General features: G+C 45.1%; 16 protein-coding genes. All 16 read left to right on the top strand.

Translation table 11 applies throughout. The annotated features are described in order from the left end of the window. Window positions 1-16 precede the first annotated feature (16 nt). Entirely contained in the window at window positions 17-745 is a 729-nt protein-coding gene (gene rpsB / locus R7E00_RS07955) for a 30S ribosomal protein S2 (RefSeq protein WP_005380327.1), read from the top strand. Between the two features lie 132 nt (window positions 746-877). Next, window positions 878-1,723, top strand: a complete 846-nt coding sequence (gene tsf, locus R7E00_RS07950) for a translation elongation factor Ts (protein WP_005380328.1) — start codon at window positions 878-880, stop codon at window positions 1,721-1,723. 147 nt (window positions 1,724-1,870) lie between these two features. After that, window positions 1,871-2,596: a UMP kinase gene (gene pyrH / locus R7E00_RS07945; RefSeq protein WP_005380329.1), complete on the top strand. Its 726-nt coding sequence runs from the start codon at window positions 1,871-1,873 to the stop codon at window positions 2,594-2,596. A gap of 100 nt (window positions 2,597-2,696) precedes the next feature. Beyond that, window positions 2,697-3,254, top strand: coding sequence for a ribosome recycling factor (gene frr, locus R7E00_RS07940; protein WP_005380330.1), 558 nt, complete (start codon window positions 2,697-2,699; stop codon window positions 3,252-3,254). Window positions 3,255-3,350: 96 nt separating this feature from the next. Beyond that, window positions 3,351-4,106, top strand: a complete 756-nt coding sequence (locus tag R7E00_RS07935) for an isoprenyl transferase (protein WP_005380331.1) — start codon at window positions 3,351-3,353, stop codon at window positions 4,104-4,106. A 12-nt stretch (window positions 4,107-4,118) separates the two neighbouring features. Further along, window positions 4,119-4,961: a phosphatidate cytidylyltransferase gene (locus R7E00_RS07930; RefSeq protein WP_031779042.1), complete on the top strand. Its 843-nt coding sequence runs from the start codon at window positions 4,119-4,121 to the stop codon at window positions 4,959-4,961. A 50-nt stretch (window positions 4,962-5,011) separates the two neighbouring features. Next, window positions 5,012-6,217: a 1-deoxy-D-xylulose-5-phosphate reductoisomerase gene (gene ispC / locus R7E00_RS07925; protein ID WP_005380333.1), complete on the top strand. Its 1,206-nt coding sequence runs from the start codon at window positions 5,012-5,014 to the stop codon at window positions 6,215-6,217. Beyond that, a complete protein-coding gene (gene rseP / locus R7E00_RS07920; protein WP_005380334.1) occupies window positions 6,217-7,575 on the top strand; it encodes a sigma E protease regulator RseP in 1,359 nt (452 codons plus the stop codon). The genes ispC and rseP overlap by 1 nt, the downstream gene beginning before the upstream one ends. Window positions 7,576-7,619: 44 nt before the next feature. Next, window positions 7,620-10,034 carry an outer membrane protein assembly factor BamA gene (bamA, locus tag R7E00_RS07915; RefSeq protein WP_005380335.1) on the top strand — a complete coding sequence of 805 codons (2,415 nt, stop codon included), beginning with the start codon at window positions 7,620-7,622 and terminating at the stop codon, window positions 10,032-10,034. A 13-nt stretch (window positions 10,035-10,047) separates the two neighbouring features. After that, on the top strand, window positions 10,048-10,557 hold the full coding sequence (locus R7E00_RS07910) for an OmpH family outer membrane protein (RefSeq protein WP_005391804.1): 510 nt from the start codon (window positions 10,048-10,050) through the stop codon (window positions 10,555-10,557). Between the two features lie 6 nt (window positions 10,558-10,563). Further along, window positions 10,564-11,595, top strand: coding sequence for a UDP-3-O-(3-hydroxymyristoyl)glucosamine N-acyltransferase (gene lpxD, locus R7E00_RS07905; RefSeq protein ID WP_005380347.1), 1,032 nt, complete (start codon window positions 10,564-10,566; stop codon window positions 11,593-11,595). A 232-nt stretch (window positions 11,596-11,827) separates the two neighbouring features. After that, window positions 11,828-12,280 (top strand): 3-hydroxyacyl-ACP dehydratase FabZ, encoded by a 453-nt coding sequence (gene fabZ / locus R7E00_RS07900; protein WP_005380349.1) that lies wholly within the window; start codon window positions 11,828-11,830, stop codon window positions 12,278-12,280. 1 nt (window position 12,281) lies between these two features. After that, window positions 12,282-13,070 carry an acyl-ACP--UDP-N-acetylglucosamine O-acyltransferase gene (lpxA, locus tag R7E00_RS07895; RefSeq protein ID WP_005380357.1) on the top strand — a complete coding sequence of 263 codons (789 nt, stop codon included), beginning with the start codon at window positions 12,282-12,284 and terminating at the stop codon, window positions 13,068-13,070. 119 nt (window positions 13,071-13,189) lie between these two features. Beyond that, window positions 13,190-14,329, top strand: coding sequence for a lipid-A-disaccharide synthase (lpxB, locus tag R7E00_RS07890; RefSeq protein WP_005380359.1), 1,140 nt, complete (start codon window positions 13,190-13,192; stop codon window positions 14,327-14,329). A 9-nt stretch (window positions 14,330-14,338) separates the two neighbouring features. Beyond that, window positions 14,339-14,974 (top strand): ribonuclease HII, encoded by a 636-nt coding sequence (gene rnhB, locus R7E00_RS07885; RefSeq protein WP_005380361.1) that lies wholly within the window; start codon window positions 14,339-14,341, stop codon window positions 14,972-14,974. Between the two features lie 81 nt (window positions 14,975-15,055). Further along, window positions 15,056-18,535, top strand: a complete 3,480-nt coding sequence (gene dnaE, locus R7E00_RS07880) for a DNA polymerase III subunit alpha (protein WP_005380363.1) — start codon at window positions 15,056-15,058, stop codon at window positions 18,533-18,535. Window positions 18,536-18,565: the final 30 nt, after the last annotated feature.

Here is an 18,565-nt window from a genome sequence, read left to right as displayed (position 1 = left end):
CATAGAGGATTTTAAAATGGCAACTGTATCAATGCGCGATATGCTAAAAGCTGGTGTTCACTTCGGTCACCAGACTCGTTACTGGAACCCAAAAATGAAGCCATTCATCTTTGGCGCTCGTAACAAAGTTCATATCATCAACCTAGAAAAAACTGTACCAATGTTCAACGACGCTCTAGCTGAACTAGCTAAAGTTGGCGAGAAGAAAGGTAAGGTTCTATTCGTAGGTACTAAGCGCGCTGCATCTGAAGCTGTTAAAGAAGCTGCAATCGCAAGCAACCAGTTTTACGTAAACAACCGCTGGTTAGGCGGTATGCTTACAAACTACAAAACAGTTCGTCAGTCTATCAAGCGTCTAAAAGAACTAGAGACTCAATCTCAAGACGGTACTTTTGACAAACTAACTAAGAAAGAAGCTCTAATGCGTACTCGCGAAATGGAGAAGCTAGAGAAATCTCTTGGTGGTATCAAAGACATGGGCGGCCTACCAGACGCTCTATTCGTAATCGACGCTGATCACGAACACATTGCAATTAAAGAAGCTAACAACCTAGGTATTCCAGTATACGCTGTGGTAGATACTAACTCTAACCCAGACGGCGTTGACTACGTAATCCCAGGTAACGACGACGCGATCCGCGCTGTACAGCTATACCTGAACGCTGCTGCTTCAGCAGTATCTGAAGGTCGTAACAAAGACGTAGCTGCAGTTGCTGAAAAAGACGGTTTCGTAGAAGCTGAATAATAGCGGCTCTGTGTCACACTTGGTCTATGTGAAACCTTTGTGTAGCATAAACTAAGTTATAGTTAGCAATGGGGGCCGACAATGTTAGGCCCCTGTTTTTTACCTTATTTCGAATCAAACGAGGAAGACAGAATGGCAACTGTAACTGCTGCTCTAGTTAAAGAACTTCGCGAGCGTACTGGCGCTGGCATGATGGAATGTAAGAAAGCGCTTGTAGAAGCAAACGCTGACATCGAACTAGCAATTGAAAACATGCGTAAATCTGGCGCAGCGAAAGCAGCTAAGAAAGCTGGTAACGTTGCAGCTGAAGGCGCAATCATCATCAAAGAAGAAAACGGCGTTGCTGTTCTTCTTGAAGTTAACTGCCAAACTGACTTCGTTGCTAAAGACGGTAACTTCACTGCATTCGCAGAAGAAGTTGCAGCTGCAGCTCTAGCTTCAAAAGCTTCTGTTGAAGAACTACAAGCACAATTCGAAGACGCACGTGTAGCTCTAGTAGCTAAAATCGGTGAAAACATCACTATCCGTCGCGTAGAATACGTTCAAGGCACTGCAATCGCTTCTTACCGTCACGGTGAGAAAATCGGTGTTGTTGTTGCTGGTGAAGGCGACGCAGAAACTCTTAAGCACGTTGCAATGCACGTTGCTGCTTCTAAGCCTGAGTTCGTTAACCCAGAAGACGTACCAGCTGACGTAGTAGAAAAAGAGAAAGCGGTTCAAGTTGAAATCGCAATGAACGAAGGCAAGCCTGCTGAAATCGCTGAGAAGATGGTTGTTGGCCGCATGAAGAAATTCACTGGCGAGATCTCTCTAACAGGTCAAGCTTTCATCATGGAGCCTAAGAAAACTGTAGGCGAAATGCTGAAAGAAAAAGGTGCTTCAGTTTCTACGTTCGTTCGCCTAGAAGTAGGTGAAGGTATCGAGAAGAAAGAAGAAATGAGCTTCGCTGAAGAAGTTGCAGCAGCTCAAAAAGGTTAATCCTTAGAGACTGTATAAAGATTAGACCGTAGCCAAGGCTGCGGTCTTTTTATGAGCAGTGAACGATTAGCCGTGATGAATAGCCATAACTGAAGTTGTGTCTATTCATGACTGTTAATCAACAACTCTCTTTGGAAGGTAAACTCCATGACTACGAACCCTAAACCAGCGTATCAACGTATTCTATTAAAACTGAGTGGTGAAGCTCTTCAAGGTGAAGACGGTTTTGGTATTGATCCTGCGGTCCTTGATCGTATGGCACAAGAAGTTAAAGAACTGGTTGAACTGGGTGTTCAGGTTGGTGTAGTTATCGGTGGCGGTAACTTGTTCCGTGGTGCAGGCCTAGCTGAAGCTGGTATGAACCGCGTAGTTGGTGACCACATGGGTATGCTTGCTACAGTAATGAATGGCCTAGCGATGCGTGATGCTCTTCACCGTGCATACGTAAATGCGCGCGTTATGTCTGCAATCCCTCTAAAAGGCGTATGTGACGACTATAATTGGGCTGATGCGATCCGTGAGCTTCGCCAAGGCCGAGTTGTCATCTTCTCTGCTGGTACTGGTAACCCGTTCTTTACAACGGATTCTGCTGCTTGTTTACGTGGTATCGAAATTGAAGCGGATGTCGTACTAAAAGCGACGAAAGTTGATGGTGTATTTACTGCTGACCCTGTAGCAAACCCAGACGCAGAGCTGTATGATAAGCTATCTTATGCGGAAGTTCTGGATAAAGAGCTGAAAGTTATGGACTTGGCGGCGTTTACGCTAGCTCGTGACCACAAAATGCCAATCCGCGTATTTAATATGAACAAGCCAGGCGCACTACGTCGCGTGGTTATGGGCGAAGCAGAAGGCACGCTCATCAACGAATAAGCTTGGCTTAAGGTGCCACTCCAAAGCGTTAGGGTGGTGCTTGCTTTGCTCAACCGTTTTAGGCTTTCTTCAGGAAAGATGACATTTTTAAGGTGAAACTGTGATTAACGAAATCAAAAAAGACGCGCAAGAGCGCATGGATAAAAGCGTTGAAGCGCTTAAGAACAACCTTTCTAAAATTCGTACAGGTCGTGCACACCCAAGCCTACTATCTGGTATTTCTGTAGAATACTACGGTGCAGCAACACCTCTAAACCAAGTAGCAAACGTTATTGCTGAAGATGCACGCACACTTGCAATCACGGTTTTTGATAAAGAGCTGACGCCGAAAGTAGAAAAAGCGATCATGACGTCTGACCTTGGTCTAAACCCTATGTCAGCTGGCACTATCATCCGCGTTCCACTTCCACCGCTAACGGAAGAACGTCGTAAAGACCTAGTTAAGATCGTCCGTGGTGAAGCTGAAGGTGGTCGTGTTGCTGTTCGTAACATCCGTCGTGACGCAAACAACGATCTTAAAGCGCTTCTAAAAGATAAAGAAATCTCTGAAGATGAAGACCGTAAAGCACAAGACGAAATTCAAAAGCTAACTGACGTTGCAGTTAAGAAGATCGATGAAGTTCTTGCTGCAAAAGAAAAAGAGTTGATGGAAGTTTAATACTCCCACACACATCACTGTTGGAAAACGCTGTGCTCACAGCTCAGCGTTTTTTTATGTTAGTCTATCCAACTGATGGAACTCAATTAACTCCCTATGCAAAATTCTCAAGCCTTCTCTGATTCCCTTCCTAAGCATATTGCCATCATTATGGACGGTAATGGCCGTTGGGCTAAGTCCAAAGGAAAACCTCGCGTATTTGGTCATAAAAAAGGCGTTAGTGCCGTTCGTAAGACCGTGGCTGCTGCTTCAAAACTAGGCATTAGAGCCATGACGCTGTTTGCTTTTAGTAGTGAAAACTGGCGTCGTCCGGAGGAAGAAGTGGGTCTTTTGATGGAACTGTTTATCACGGTCCTGTCTAGTGAAGTAAAAAAACTACACAAAAATAACTTACGGTTGCGCGTGATCGGTGATACCAGTCGATTTAGTGAGCGTCTACAAAAGAAAATTGTAGAAGCAGAAAACCTAACGGCAGATAACACGGGTATGGTGATCAACATTGCAGCCAACTATGGCGGTAAATGGGACATCACAGAAGCTGCTAAAACGTTAGCGCTAAAAGCACGTAACGGTGAAATTCGTGTAGAGGATATCAATGAGCAGCTAATCACTGAGCATTTGACCATGGCAGACCTACCGGAAGTGGATCTTTTAATTCGCACCAGTGGAGAGTGCCGCATCAGCAACTTTATGTTGTGGCAAATGGCTTATGCAGAAATGTACTTTACACCAGAGTACTGGCCAGAATTCGATGAAGACAGTTTGGTAGAAGCTGTGACTTGGTTTATCAACCGAGAACGTCGTTTTGGCTGTACAGGTGAACAAATAAAGGCATTGATGGCAGCTCAATAAGGACTAGTTAGTTTGAAACAGAGAATAATAACAGCACTAATTTTAGCTCCCCTGGTTATTTTAGGCATTTTTAAATTACCGCTAATGGGCTTTATTGCCGCTTTAACTGCAATAACGCTATTAGGTTTTTGGGAGTGGACTCAGTTTACAGGAAGCAACTCTCGCATTGCTGCCCTTGTGCCGGCAATCATTATTACCGGACTTAGTTTTCTATACATCTCGCCTGATGCATATAGCCTCAATCACTTAACGACACCTCATTATGTCGTCTTGGGTATTGGTTTTGTTTGGTGGATTATTGCTAGCTTAATGGCGATTACTTACCCCAAAACGACGAAATCTTGGCAAAGTAATTTTGTTTTACGTCATGTATTTGGTTTTCTGACATTAATCCCATTCCTTTGGAGTGTGATTATTCTCAGAGCGTATGACATCACTGTAGATCCATACCACGGCGCAAAGCTTGTGTTGTACGTTTGTTTCTTGGTATGGGCTGCAGATAGCGGCGCCTACTTTGCAGGCAAAAGCTTAGGCAAACGTAAGATGGCTCCTCATGTAAGCCCCAATAAAACCATTGAAGGGTTAATTGGTGGCATTATCACGGCATTAATCGTAGCGTGGGCATTTGCTGATTGGTTCGATATCCAGTTCACTAGCCCTGTCCATATGGTGCTGATTACGCTGGTTACTGTCGTTGTTTCAGTGCTTGGTGATCTGGTTGAAAGTATGTTCAAACGTGTCTCAGGCATTAAAGACAGCAGTAACATTATCCCAGGGCACGGTGGTGTGCTAGATCGTATCGACAGCCTAACCGCAGCATTCCCAGTTTTTGCTCTTCTTTACTACGTATTCTAATTTATCAGGAGCGGCGTCGTCGCTCCTGAGCTTTCTAACGGTCTTACAACATGCAAAAGTTAACGATTCTTGGTGCTACTGGATCAATTGGTGCAAGCACGCTTAAAGTGGTCGAACAAAACCCAGATCTGTTTTCTGTCGTTGCCTTAGCGGCAAGCACTAACGTTGAAAAGATGATCGGTTTATGTCGTCAGTGGCAACCTAAGTATGCGGTCATGGCAGATAAAGCTGCGGCGTCTCAACTTCAAGCTGAGCTACACTCAGTTTCGCCAGGTACCGAAGTGCTAGGTGGTGTTGATGCGCTATGCCATATTGCTTCGCTGGACGAGGTCGACAGTGTAATGGCTGCTATTGTAGGAGCCGCTGGCTTATTGCCTACCATGGCTGCCGTGAAAGCAGGTAAGCGAGTCTTGTTGGCAAATAAAGAAGCACTTGTAATGTCAGGCCAGCTATTTATTGATGCCGTTGAAGAATTTGGCGCAGAGCTACTTCCCGTCGATAGTGAACACAACGCCATTTTCCAATGTTTACCACAGCAAGTACAAACCAGTCTAGGTCGTTGCAATTTACAAGAACATGGCATTTCTCATATTTTGTTGACTGGATCTGGTGGTCCTTTCCGTTACACTGACATCGCAGAACTGGAGCAGGTGACACCCGCGCAGGCGATTGCTCATCCAAACTGGTCGATGGGGCCAAAAATTTCTGTTGACTCTGCCACGATGATGAATAAAGGCCTTGAGTATATCGAAGCTAAGTGGCTATTTAATGCTGATCGCGAACAACTGAAGGTGGTTATTCATCCTCAATCGGTAATTCATTCTATGGTTCAGTATCGTGATGGTTCGGTCTTGGCACAAATGGGAGAAGCGGATATGGCGACGCCAATTGCGCTCACCATGTCATACCCGTCAAGAGTGGAAGCTGGGGTTAAGCCGCTAGACTTCACGAAAGTTGGTGAGCTGACGTTTTTGCAGCCTGATTTTGCTCGTTACCCATGTTTAAAACTCGCAATTGATGCCTGTTATGAAGGTCAACACGCAACAACAGCATTGAATGCAGCTAATGAAGTCGCTGTTGATGCATTTTTAAATAACAGACTAGGTTTTACCGATATTGCTCGCATCAATGAGTCTGTGTTGAATAAAATCAACGCAAGCTGCAAAGCTGAGAATGCGAATAGCTTGGAAAGCTTGCTCGAGCTAGATAGAATGGCACGAACTATTGCCCTAGAAACCATACGCGAGCGTAGCTGATGACTGGTATATTGTGGAATCTCATTTCTTTTATCGTCGCACTGGGCATTCTTGTTGCCGTGCACGAATTTGGGCATTTTTGGGTTGCTCGCCGTTGCGGCGTTAAAGTTGAAAAGTTTTCAATCGGTTTCGGCAAGTCTATTTGGAGTAAAGTAGGCAAAGACGGAACGGAGTACAGCATCTCAATGATCCCTCTCGGCGGCTATGTGAAAATGGTTGATAGCCGTGTCGATGAGGTGCCAGAGCATGAGAAGCACCTAGCGTTTGATAAGAAGCCGTTATGGAAGCGAACCTCTATTGTTGCGGCTGGCCCCATCTTTAATTTTCTTTTCGCAATTTTTGCCTATTGGCTGGTATTTCTAATTGGTATCCCAGCTGTTAAGCCTGTAATTGGTGAAGTTACGCCCAATTCGATTGTTGCGGAAGCTGGAATTGAATCTGGAATGGAACTTAAATCGATATCTGGTATCAAAACTCCGGATTGGGAATCAGTAAATATGGGATTGATTTCTCATATTGGCGATGATTTGATGACGGTAACACTAACGTCAGCGAATGAAGTTGGTTCAGAAGTAACGAAAACGCTCGATTTACGTGAGTGGAAGTTCGACCCAGAAACTCAGTCAGCGATGCAGTCGTTAGGTTTTGCTCCGTATACACCGGAGGTGTATCGAGTTATCGAGCAGGTCTCGCAAGGTGGAGCGGCGGAAAAAGCCGGTGTGCTTCCAGGTGATGAGGTTGTCGCAATTGGTCAACAACGCGTAACCGAATGGAAGCAAGTGGTTGAAGCGGTTCGTTCTAATCCTGATACACCGCTTGAATTGACGGTGTTGCGTCAGGGTTATGAGCAAACATTGACGCTGACGCCCGGTAGCCGTGAGCTAGCTAACAAAGAAGTCGTTGGTTTTGCAGGTATTGCACCTAAAGTCGCAGAATGGCCAGAAAGTTATCGCTTCGATCTTCAGTTTGGTGTATTCGAGTCAATAGGTAAAGCAGTAGACAAAACTGGCCAAGTCATTGGTTTGACAATCAGCATGCTTAAGAAGCTGATTGTTGGAGACGTTGGTCTGAATAATCTGAGTGGACCAATATCAATAGCCAAAGGCGCAGGCGCGACAGCAGATTATGGTTTGGTCTACTTTTTAGGTTTTCTCGCTCTAATTAGTGTTAACCTAGGTATTATTAATCTCGTTCCTTTACCAATGTTGGATGGCGGTCATTTGTTGTTTTTTGCAATTGAAGCTGTCATTCGACGTCCTGTTCCTGAGAAAGTGCAGGAAATGGGTTTTAGAATTGGTGGTGCGATCATCTTCTCGCTCATGGCGTTAGCGCTATTTAATGATTTTACTCGTCTGTGATAGTTCAGAGACAAAAGCAGTAGCAAGGAATAATTAGAACAAGTATGGCGATTAAGCGAATTCTATTTGCAAGTTTACTGGCGACCAGTGTATCTGCAAATGGAGCAGAGAACTTCGTAGTTCAAGATATTGAAATCGATGGATTGCAGCGTGTAGCACTGGGTGCTGCATTGTTGAAAATGCCTGTACGTGTCGGTGATACCATTGGCCAAGGCGATGTTGCAGAAATTATCCGCGCCCTGTATGCATCTGGTAACTTTGAAGATGTGAAAGTGTTGCGTGACGGTGGTGTTCTGATGGTTCAAGTCAAAGAACGTCCTACCATTGCAAGCATCTCTTTTTCAGGTAACAAAGCAATCAAGGACGAGCAGCTACAAGAAAACCTGAACGCGTCTGGCGTTCGTGAAGGTGAAGCGCTTGACCGCACCACGCTAAGCAACATTGAAAAAGGCTTAGAAGACTTTTACTACAGCGTAGGTAAATACAACGCAACAGTAAAAGCGGTGGTGACTCCACTACCACGTAATCGTTCTGATCTTAAGTTTGTCTTTACTGAAGGTGTGTCGGCAAAAATTCAGCAAATCAACTTTATCGGTAATGAAGTGTTCAGTGATGAAGAACTGCTTTCGCGCTTTAACTTAAATGTTGATGTGCCGTGGTGGAATTTCCTTTCTGATGAAAAGTATCAAAAGCAAGTTCTTGCAGGTGATATTGAAGCACTCAAATCATTCTACCTGGATCGTGGTTACTTAAAATTTAACGTTGATTCGACACAAGTTGCAATCTCTCCTGACAAGAAAGGGGTATACATTACTCTTGGTCTAGAAGAGGGCGAGGTTTACACCGTTAAGGACGTGAAGTTCCGTGGTGATTTGATTGGTGAGGAAGCGACGTTCGAAAGACTTGTGCCATTTGAAGACAATGAGACATACAACGGCTCGTTGGTGACTTCAATGGAAGAAGGGATTAAGCGTGTGCTTGGTGAGTCCGGTTATGCTTATCCTCAAGTGAATACCATTCCAGAGTTTGACGACGAGAATCAAGAAGTTTCTTTGGTCGTTAACGTAGACCCGGGTAACCGAATTTATGTTCGTGATATTCGCTTCACGGGTAATAACTCAACCAAAGATGAAGTCCTTCGTCGTGAAATGCGTCAGATGGAAGGCAGTTGGTTGAACTCGAAATCGATTGAAACGGGTAAAACTCGTCTAAATCGTTTGGGCTACTTTGAAAATGTTGAAGTACAGACGGTTCGAGTTCCTGGTAGTGATGATCAAGTTGACCTAGTTTACTCTGTCAAAGAAGCGAACTCTGGTAGCGTTAACTTCGGTGTTGGCTACGGTACAGAATCGGGTGTGAGCTTCCAGGTTGGCCTGCAACAAGATAACTTTATTGGTAGCGGTAACCGTGTTGGTATCAACGCGATGATGAATGACTACCAGAAAAACATCAGTCTTGATTACCGTGATCCGTACTGGAACTTAGACGGTGTAAGCTTAGGTGGTAAGGTTTTCTATAACGAATTTGAAGCTAAAGAAGCCAATATCGTTGACTATACCAACGAAAGCTATGGCGCGAGCTTAACGTGGGGCTTCCCATTCGATGAGTTGAACCGTTTTGAATTCGGTGTCGGTTATACGCACAACAAGATCGGTAACTTATCGCCTTACTTGCAGGTAGAGCAGTTCTTAGAAGCGCAAAAAGATAATATAGATTCAAGTGGGGCATTGAATACGAACGACTTCGACTTCAATATCTCTTGGACACGTAATAACTTAAACCGTGGCTATTTCCCTACGGCAGGTAACCATCAGCGTGCATTCTATAAAATGACCGTACCTGGCTCTGACGTTCAATACTTCAAAATGCAGTACGATGTTCGCCAGTATGTGCCATTGACTAAAAAGCACGAGTTTACCCTCTTGTTCCGTGGCCGCTTAGGTTACGGTAATGGTTACGGTCAAACGGATGGTAACGATAACTTGTTCCCATTCTACGAAAACTACTACGCCGGTGGCTTTACATCGCTTCGTGGCTTTGGCTCAAACTCTGTTGGCCCTAAAGCGGTTTACCGCGATACATCCGGCTCTAACAATGGTACAGATATTGCGACAGATGATTCAGTGGGTGGTAACGCAGTCGCATTAGCAAGTATTGAGTTGATCGTTCCAACGCCGTTCGCATCAGAGGAAGTACAAAACCAAATTCGTACCAGTATCTTCTTTGATATGGCAAGTGTTTGGGATACCGAGTTTGATTATCGAGAAAATAGCAACATTTCGGGTGCTAACTACTACTACGATTACTCAGATCCAACCAACTACCGCTCTTCTTACGGTGCGGCGTTGCAGTGGATGTCTCCAATGGGGCCACTAGTATTCTCACTAGCGAAACCAATTAAGAAATTTGATGGCGATGATGAAGAGTTCTTCACATTCACTATCGGTAGAACTTTCTAAAGAGGAAAATATTTTGAATAAAATGATCAAAGCGGCTGGGATTGGCCTTCTTGTACTGAGCTCTTCAATGTTTGCAAATGCGGCAGAAGCTGCACAGAAAATTGCTTACGTAAATACAGCTCAAGTTTTTCAAGCTCTTCCTCAACGTGAAGTTGTACTACAAAAAATGCAGAAAGACTTCAAAAGCAAAGCTGATGAACTGAAGTCAATCCAAGCACAAGCTAAAACAAAGATTGAGAAGCTACAACGTGACGGCGAGCTTTTGGGTCAAGACGAAGTTGAAAAGCTACGTATCGATATCGCGAAGCTAGACAGCGAGTACAAAGTGAAAGCACAAGCACTTGAAAAAGCAAGTGCGCGTCGTGAAGCTGAAGAAAAAGCGAAGCTTTTCAAAACGATTCAAGATGCAGTTAAGAAAGTCGCAGACAAAAATGGTTACGATCTTGTGATTGACATCTCTGCTTTGCAGTACGGCAAGCCAGAATACAATATCTCTGAAGACGTAATTAAAGCTCTAAAATAAGAAGTTATGAAGACATTAACATTAGCCGAATTGGCGACAATTACCGGGGGTGAGCTGTTTGGTGACGAGTCTCTCGTTGTAAGCCGTGTTGCTCCAATGGATAAAGCACAAGAAGGTGACGTAACCTTCTTGTCTAACCCAAAATACGCAAAACACCTTTCTGAGTGCCAAGCTACCGTTGTTATGGTAAAGGCTGAGCATAAAGATCAATGCGTTGGAAATGCGCTAGTGGTTTCAGACCCTTATGTCGCATTTGCTCGTGTGGTCCAAGCGATGGATACCACACCAAAACCGGCAGACGATATTGCACCAAGTGCTGTGATTGCCGCTGACGTTAAGATGGGTGAGAACGTTACAATCGGCGCTAACGCTGTGATTGAAACGGGCGTGGAACTCGGCGACAACGTAAGTGTTGGTGCTGGTTGTTTTATCGGTAAGAACGCCAAGCTAGGGAATAACACCAAGCTTTGGGCTAATGTCACTATCTACCATGAAGTGTCATTGGGTGATGACTGTCTCGTTCAATCGGGTACCGTCATTGGCTCTGATGGCTTCGGTTACGCGAATGACAAAGGCGAGTGGATTAAAATTCCTCAGCTTGGTTCAGTGCGTATCGGTAACCGCGTTGAGATTGGTGCTTGTACTACGATTGACCGCGGTGCACTCGAAGATACTATCATTGAAGACAATGTCATTCTGGATAACCAACTTCAAATCGCGCACAACGTGCAGATCGGATATGGTACCGTGATGCCTGGTGGTACTATTGTCGCGGGCAGTACAAAAATTGGTAAGTACTGCCAGATTGGCGGCGCGTCTGTTCTGAATGGCCATATCACTATCGCAGATGGTGTGGCGATTACAGGTATGGGCATGGTAATGCGCAGTATCGAAGAAAAAGGCCTTTACTCATCAGGTATTCCACTACAAACGAACAGAGAGTGGCGTAAAACTGCAACTCGAGTTCACCGTATTGATGAGATGAATAAGCGCCTGAAAGCGGTTGAAAAACAGCTGGAACAGAAAGAAGAAATTTAGAACAAGTTATCTTTCGCTCTGTATTTAACGTGAAAGCTAACAGGCTCTAGTTCCATATTCTGTACGAAGACTCGCGAAATGCGGGTCTTTTTCTTCTATAATGACGCGCTCTAAGTAGATTTAACTCCAAGATGGTGCGTATTTTGCTAGTATATTGCAAAGCGATTCGGCTTTACGACCTGTTGCCACGTTTGCCATCTTGGCGGCAAAAAATTGATATAGGAAGACGACTTTGACTACTGAAAAGAAAACGATGAACATCTCTGAAATTCAAGAGCTACTACCTCATCGCTACCCATTCTTATTGATCGACCGAGTGATAGACTTCCAAGAAGAGAAGTACCTTCACGCGATTAAAAACGTGTCGGTTAACGAACCTCAGTTCACAGGTCACTTTCCTCAACTACCAGTATTCCCAGGTGTTTTGATTTTAGAAGCAATGGCTCAGGCAACAGGCTTACTTGCATTTAAATCATTTGGTGCACCAACAGAAAATGAACTGTACTACTTTGCAAGCGTAGACGGCGCGAAATTCCGTAAACCAGTGGTTCCGGGCGACCAATTGGTTATTGAGGTAGAATTTCTGAAAGAACGTCGCGGCATTGCTGCATTTAGCGGTGTAGCAAAAGTTGACGGCGAAGTGGTATGTTCTGCAGAACTGAAGTGTGCTCGTCGAGAGTTTTAATATGATTCATGAAACCGCTAAAATCCACCCGGCAGCGGTGGTAGAAGAGGGCGCCAAAATTGGTGCTAACGTAACAGTAGGTCCTTTTACGTACATCACCTCTACGGTTGAAATTGGTGAAGGCACAGAAGTGATGTCTCACGTTGTGATCAAAGGTCACACAACTATTGGCAAAGATAACCGTATTTTCCCACATGCTGTCATTGGTGAAGAAAACCAAGACAAAAAATACGGTGGTGAAGACACAACTGTGGTTATCGGTGACCGTAACGTCATTCGTGAAGCGGTCCAAGTTCACCGCGGCACAGTGCAAGACAAAGCAACCACGATCATTGGTGATGACAACTTATTGTGTGTGAATGCACACGTTGCGCATGATGTTGTTATTGGTAACCACACTCATATCGGTAATAACTCGATTCTTGGTGGTCACGTTACTGTTGATGATTATGCCGGTGTGATGGCACTGTCTGCGATTCATCCGTTTTGTACAGTGGGCGCTTACGCATACATTGGCGGCTGTTCAGCTGTGGTGCAAGATGTCCCAGCTTATGTACTCGCGCAAGGTAACCACGCTACTCCATTCGGCTTGAACCTTGTTGGCTTGAAGCGTAATGGCTTTGAGAAACCAGAGATTCGTGCGCTACAAAAAGCGTATAAAGAAATCTACCGTTCAGGTAAGACGCTAGAAGAAGTGAAGCCTATTCTGGCTGAAATGGCTCAAGAGTGGCCGGCTGTGAAGCGTTTCTCAGATATTCTGGAAACGACGGAACGTGGCATTATTCGTTAATTGGCGAATGAACCAATAAATAAAAAGATCGTGACCAAATTTGAGGTTACGATCTTTTTGTGTTTTATGGATAAGGCAAACCGTTATCCATAGCGCACAGGAAAAATAGCGAAGTAGATATGGAAAGACCATTACGTATTGGCATCATTGCCGGAGAATTGTCTGGCGATACGCTAGGTGAAGGCTTTATCAAAGCAGTAAAGCAACAATATCCAGACGCAGAGTTCGTAGGCATTGGTGGTCCGAAAATGATAGCCCAAGGTTGCGAGTCTCTGTTTGATATGGAAGAGCTTGCGGTGATGGGATTAGTCGAGGTTTTAGGCCGCTTACCGAGACTTCTTAAAGTGAAAGCTGAGCTCGTTCAGTATTTTACTCAGAATCCGCCTGATGTTTTCATCGGGATCGATGCTCCTGACTTCAACTTACGCCTGGAGCTTGACCTCAAGCAAGCGGGCATTAAAACCGTTCATTACGTGAGTCCGTCTGTTTGGGCTTGGCGTCAGAAGCGCATCTTTAAAATAGAAGCGGCAACGAACTTGGTACTAGCATTTCTTCCGTTTGAGAAAGCGTTCTACGACAAATTTAATGTACCTTGCGAGTTCATTGGTCATACCTTGGCTGATGCCATCCCACTAGAATCAGAACAAGCGCCTGCACGTGAGTTGCTTGGTTTAGAACAAGATAAAAAGTGGCTTGCTGTCCTGCCAGGCAGTCGTGGTAGCGAGTTAAAAATGCTCTCAGAGCCATTTATTGAAACCTGCAAGTTACTCCATAAAAAATTTCCAGAAATGGGGTTTGTTGTCGCGCTTGTTAATCAAAAACGCCGTGAGCAGTTTGAACAAGCATGGAAAGAGCTAGCGCCAGAGTTGGACTTCAAGTTAGTTGATGACACCGCACGCAACGTCATCACCGCATCCGATGCCGTGATGTTGGCCTCCGGTACCGTAGCGTTGGAGTGTATGCTTCTCAAGCGTCCAATGGTGGTGGGTTATCGTGTGAATGCATTTACTGCTTTCTTAGCTAAACGTCTATTGAAAACGAAGTATGTGTCATTGCCGAATATCTTGGCGGATGATGAGCTCGTCAAAGAATATCTACAAGATGAGTGCACACCAGACAATTTGTTTACTGAGGTTTCTCGCTTATTGGAAAGCGACAATAAACCGATGTTAGATAAGTTTACGGAAATGCATCATTGGATTCGTAAAGATGCGGACCAACAAGCCGCAAACGCAGTTCTAAAACTGATTGAAAAATAGAGATTTATCATGGCTGTTAAACCAAAAGCGACCAAAACCAAAGTTGAACTCCCTCCGTTTGAATATCCGCAAGGTTATCAGCTTGTGGCCGGAGTCGACGAGGTCGGACGTGGCCCTTTGGTGGGAGACGTCGTCACCGCTGCGGTTATCCTTGATCCTAACAATCCTATTGAAGGGTTGAACGATTCGAAAAAATTGACCGAAAAGAAACGCATGGCGTTGCTTCCTGAAATCAAAGAAAAAGCATTGGCGTGGGCGGTCGGGCGTTGTTCTCCTGAAGAAATCGATCAACTGAATATTTTGCAGGCGACTATGGTTGCGATGCAGCGTGCAGTGGCGGGGTTACAGGTTCAACCTGATTTGGTGTTGATTGATGGTAACCGTTGTCCGGAGCTGCCAATGGATGCTCAAGCTGTAGTAAAAGGCGATCTACGTGTTGCCGAAATCAGTGCGGCTTCAATTATTGCCAAAGTCGTGCGTGACCAAGAGATGGAAGAGTTGGATAAACTTCATCCACAATTTGGCTTCGCGAAGCACAAAGGTTACCCAACTAAAGCGCACTTTGAAGCGATTGAGCAACACGGAGTGATCAGTGAACACCGCAAGAGTTTCAAGCCAGTAAAAAAAGCGTTAGGCATAGAATAATCAAACGATCTAATTGGTGTTATAAACCCAACCTCTTTAGGTTAGAATCCCCAACAAAATAGAGTTACACGGTACCTGTTAATGTCAGATCCCAAATTCATCCACCTGCGTGTTCATAGTGACTTCTCGATGGTGGATGGCCTCAACAAAGTTCCGCCAATCGTGAAGAAAGTTGCTGAGCTCGGTATGCCCGCAATGGCGTTGACCGACTTTACCAACCTATGTGGTTTGGTGAAGTTTTACGGTACAGCACATGGCAGTGGTGTTAAACCGATCATTGGTGCTGACTTTAAAATGCAGTCGGACGAGTTTGGTGAAGAGCTGACTCAAGTGACTTTGCTTGCGGCGGATAATGTGGGTTATAAGAACCTGACGTTATTGATATCAAAAGCGTACTTACGTGGACATGTTCAACACCACCCTGTGATTGATAAAGCCTGGTTGGCTGAAATGTCTGAAGGCTTGATTGTATTATCCGGCGGTAAAAGCGGGGAAATTGGTCGCGGCCTTTTGAAAGGCAACCGTCAACTAGTGCAGGGGTGTGTTGATTTTTATAAACAGCATTTTCCAGATCGCTTTTATCTTGAGTTACTTCGTACCGGTCGTCCAGATGAAGAAACTTATCTTCACTTTGCAGTTGAATTGGCAGAGCAGCAAGACTTGCCAGTAGTGGCGACCAATGAAGTTGTATTCCTGAGTCCTGACCTATTTGATGCTCATGAAATACGCGTAGCGATTCACGATGGTTACACATTAGAAGATCCGCGCAGGCCAAAAAACTACAGTCCGCAGCAATATCTTCGTACAGAAGAAGAAATGTGTGAGCTGTTTGCTGATATTCCTGAAGCGTTAGAAAACAGTGTCGAGATAGCGAAGCGTTGTAACGTGACTGTGCGCTTAGGTGAGTACTTCCTACCAGCTTTCCCAACCGAAGGGATGAAAGAGACTGAGTTCCTAGTCATGAAATCCCGAGAGGGGTTGGAAGAGCGTTTAGAGTTCCTATTTCCAGATGAGGAAGAGAGAAAACGTCGCCGACCTGAATATGATGAACGTCTTCAGATAGAGCTAGATGTTATCAACCAAATGGGATTTCCTGGTTACTTCTTGATCGTAATGGAGTTCATCCAGTGGTCAAAAGATAATGGAATTCCTGTCGGTCCTGGACGTGGTTCCGGTGCTGGTTCTTTGGTGGCTTACGCACTAAAAATCACCGATCTGGATCCACTAGAATATGACTTGCTGTTCGAACGTTTCTTGAACCCAGAACGTGTTTCGATGCCCGATTTCGACGTCGATTTCTGTATGGATAAACGTGACCAGGTTATTGACCACGTTGCGGAAATGTACGGTCGCGACGCGGTATCTCAGATCATCACGTTTGGTACCATGGCGGCAAAAGCGGTAATCCGTGACGTTGGCCGCGTATTGGGCCACCCATTTGGTTTTGTTGATCGTATTTCAAAGCTGATCCCGCCCGATCCAGGCATGACGCTAGATAAAGCGTTTAAAGCTGAACCTGCACTACCTGAATTGTATGAGGCCGATGAGGAAGTTAAAGAACTCATCGACATGTGTCATATTTTGGAAGGCTGTACGCGAAACGCCGGTAAACACGCTGGTGGTGTTGTAATTTCACCTACAACAATTACCGATTTTGCGCCAATTTATGCAGACGCTGAAGGTCACTTTCCGGTTACTCAATTTGATAAAAACGATGTTGAGACCGCTGGCCTAGTTAAGTTTGACTTCTTGGGTTTACGTACCTTAACCATTATTGACTGGGCGTTAGGACTGATTAACCCACGCCTAGAGCGAGAAGGGAAAGAACCGGTTCAAATTGAATCCATACCGTTAGAAGACCCTGCCTCTTTCCGTTTGTTGCAAAACTCTGAAACGACAGCAGTATTCCAGCTTGAATCTCGAGGCATGAAAGAGCTGATCAAACGACTTCAGCCAGACTGTTTCGAAGACATTATCGCATTGGTAGCACTCTTCCGTCCGGGTCCTTTGCAATCGGGCATGGTAGATAACTTTATCGACCGTAAACATGGTCGAGAAGCGATCTCTTATCCAGATGAAAAGTGGCAACACGAGTCGCTAAAAGAGACGCTTGATCCAACCTACGGCATCATCCTGTACCAAGAGCAGGTAATGCAGATTGCGCAGATCTTAGCAGGTTACACGCTAGGTGGTGCGGACATGCTTCGTCGTGCAATGGGTAAGAAAAAGCCAGAAGAGATGGCAAAACAACGTGCTATCTTTGAAGAAGGTGCGATAAAGAACGGTATCGATGGCGAGTTGGCGATGAAAATCTTCGACTTGGTAGAGAAGTTCGCCGGTTATGGTTTTAACAAATCGCACTCTGCTGCTTATGCATTGGTTTCTTATCAGACTCTTTGGCTGAAAACACATTACCCTGCCGAATTTATGGCTGCGGTAATGACAGCCGATATGGATAACACGGAAAAAGTCGTTGGCTTGGTCGATGAGTGTTTCCGTATGAAGCTCACCGTGCTGCCACCAGACATCAACTCTGGCTTATATCGCTTTAATGTTGATGAAAATGGCGCAATTGTTTACGGTATTGGTGCGATAAAAGGGGTAGGTGAGGGTCCTATCGATGCGATTCTTGAGGCGAGAAATAAAGGTGGTCACTTTAAAGACCTATTTGATTTCTGTGCTCGAGTTGATCTAAAACGCGTCAATAAACGAGTGATAGAGAAGCTGATTTACGCGGGCGCGTTGGATCGACTAGGCCCACACCGCGCGGCGATGATGGCGTCACTCAATGATGCGGTAAAAGCAGCAAGTCAACATCACCAAGCTGAAGCGTTTGGTCAAACGGATATGTTTGGTGTGCTAACGGATGCACCTGAAGAAGTAGAGCATAAGTATACGCAGGTTCCGCCTTGGCCAGAAAAAGTGTGGTTAGAGGGCGAGCGTGATACCCTAGGTCTATATTTGACAGGGCACCCAATTAACGCCTACGTAAAGGAACTAAACAAATACACCAGTTGTCGACTAAAAGACGCAACGCCCACTCGCCGCGACCAATCTGTCACGGTGGCAGGTCTGGTTATTGCCGCTCGTGTAATGACGACTAAGCGTGGTACACGAATTGGCATTATGACACTGGATGACCGAAGTGGTCGCATGGAAGTGATGTTGTTCTCAGATGCACTGGATCGATACGCTGAACTTCTCGAAAAAGACAGAATTTTGGTCGTTTCTGGACAGGTCAGCTTTGATGACTTCAACGGTGGCCTTAAAATGTCGGCGCGTGAAGTTATGGATCTCGGCAGTGCGCGCGAGAAATACGCTCGTGGTTTGTCGGTATCGATAGATGCAAATCAGATCAACGATCAGTTTTTTGAGCAGTTCAGCCGTATTTTAGAACCGCACAAAGCCGGAACCGTACCCGTCAATGTATACTACCAGCGTGCCGACGCCAGAGCGCGGTTAACATTGGGCACCGAGTGGCGAGTTACGCCAAGTGATACATTACTCGACGATTTAAAACAGTTGCTTGGCAAAAGCCAGGTAGAACTCGAATTTAACTAAAAATTCAGCGCAATATGTTAGACGCTGAGT

The organism is Vibrio sp. Vb1755, assembly GCF_033338635.1.
GTDB classification, from domain to species: Bacteria; Pseudomonadota; Gammaproteobacteria; order Enterobacterales; family Vibrionaceae; genus Vibrio; species Vibrio alginolyticus.
Note: the sequence above shows the minus strand (reverse complement) of the source record. Positions and strands in the feature narration are given on the sequence as shown.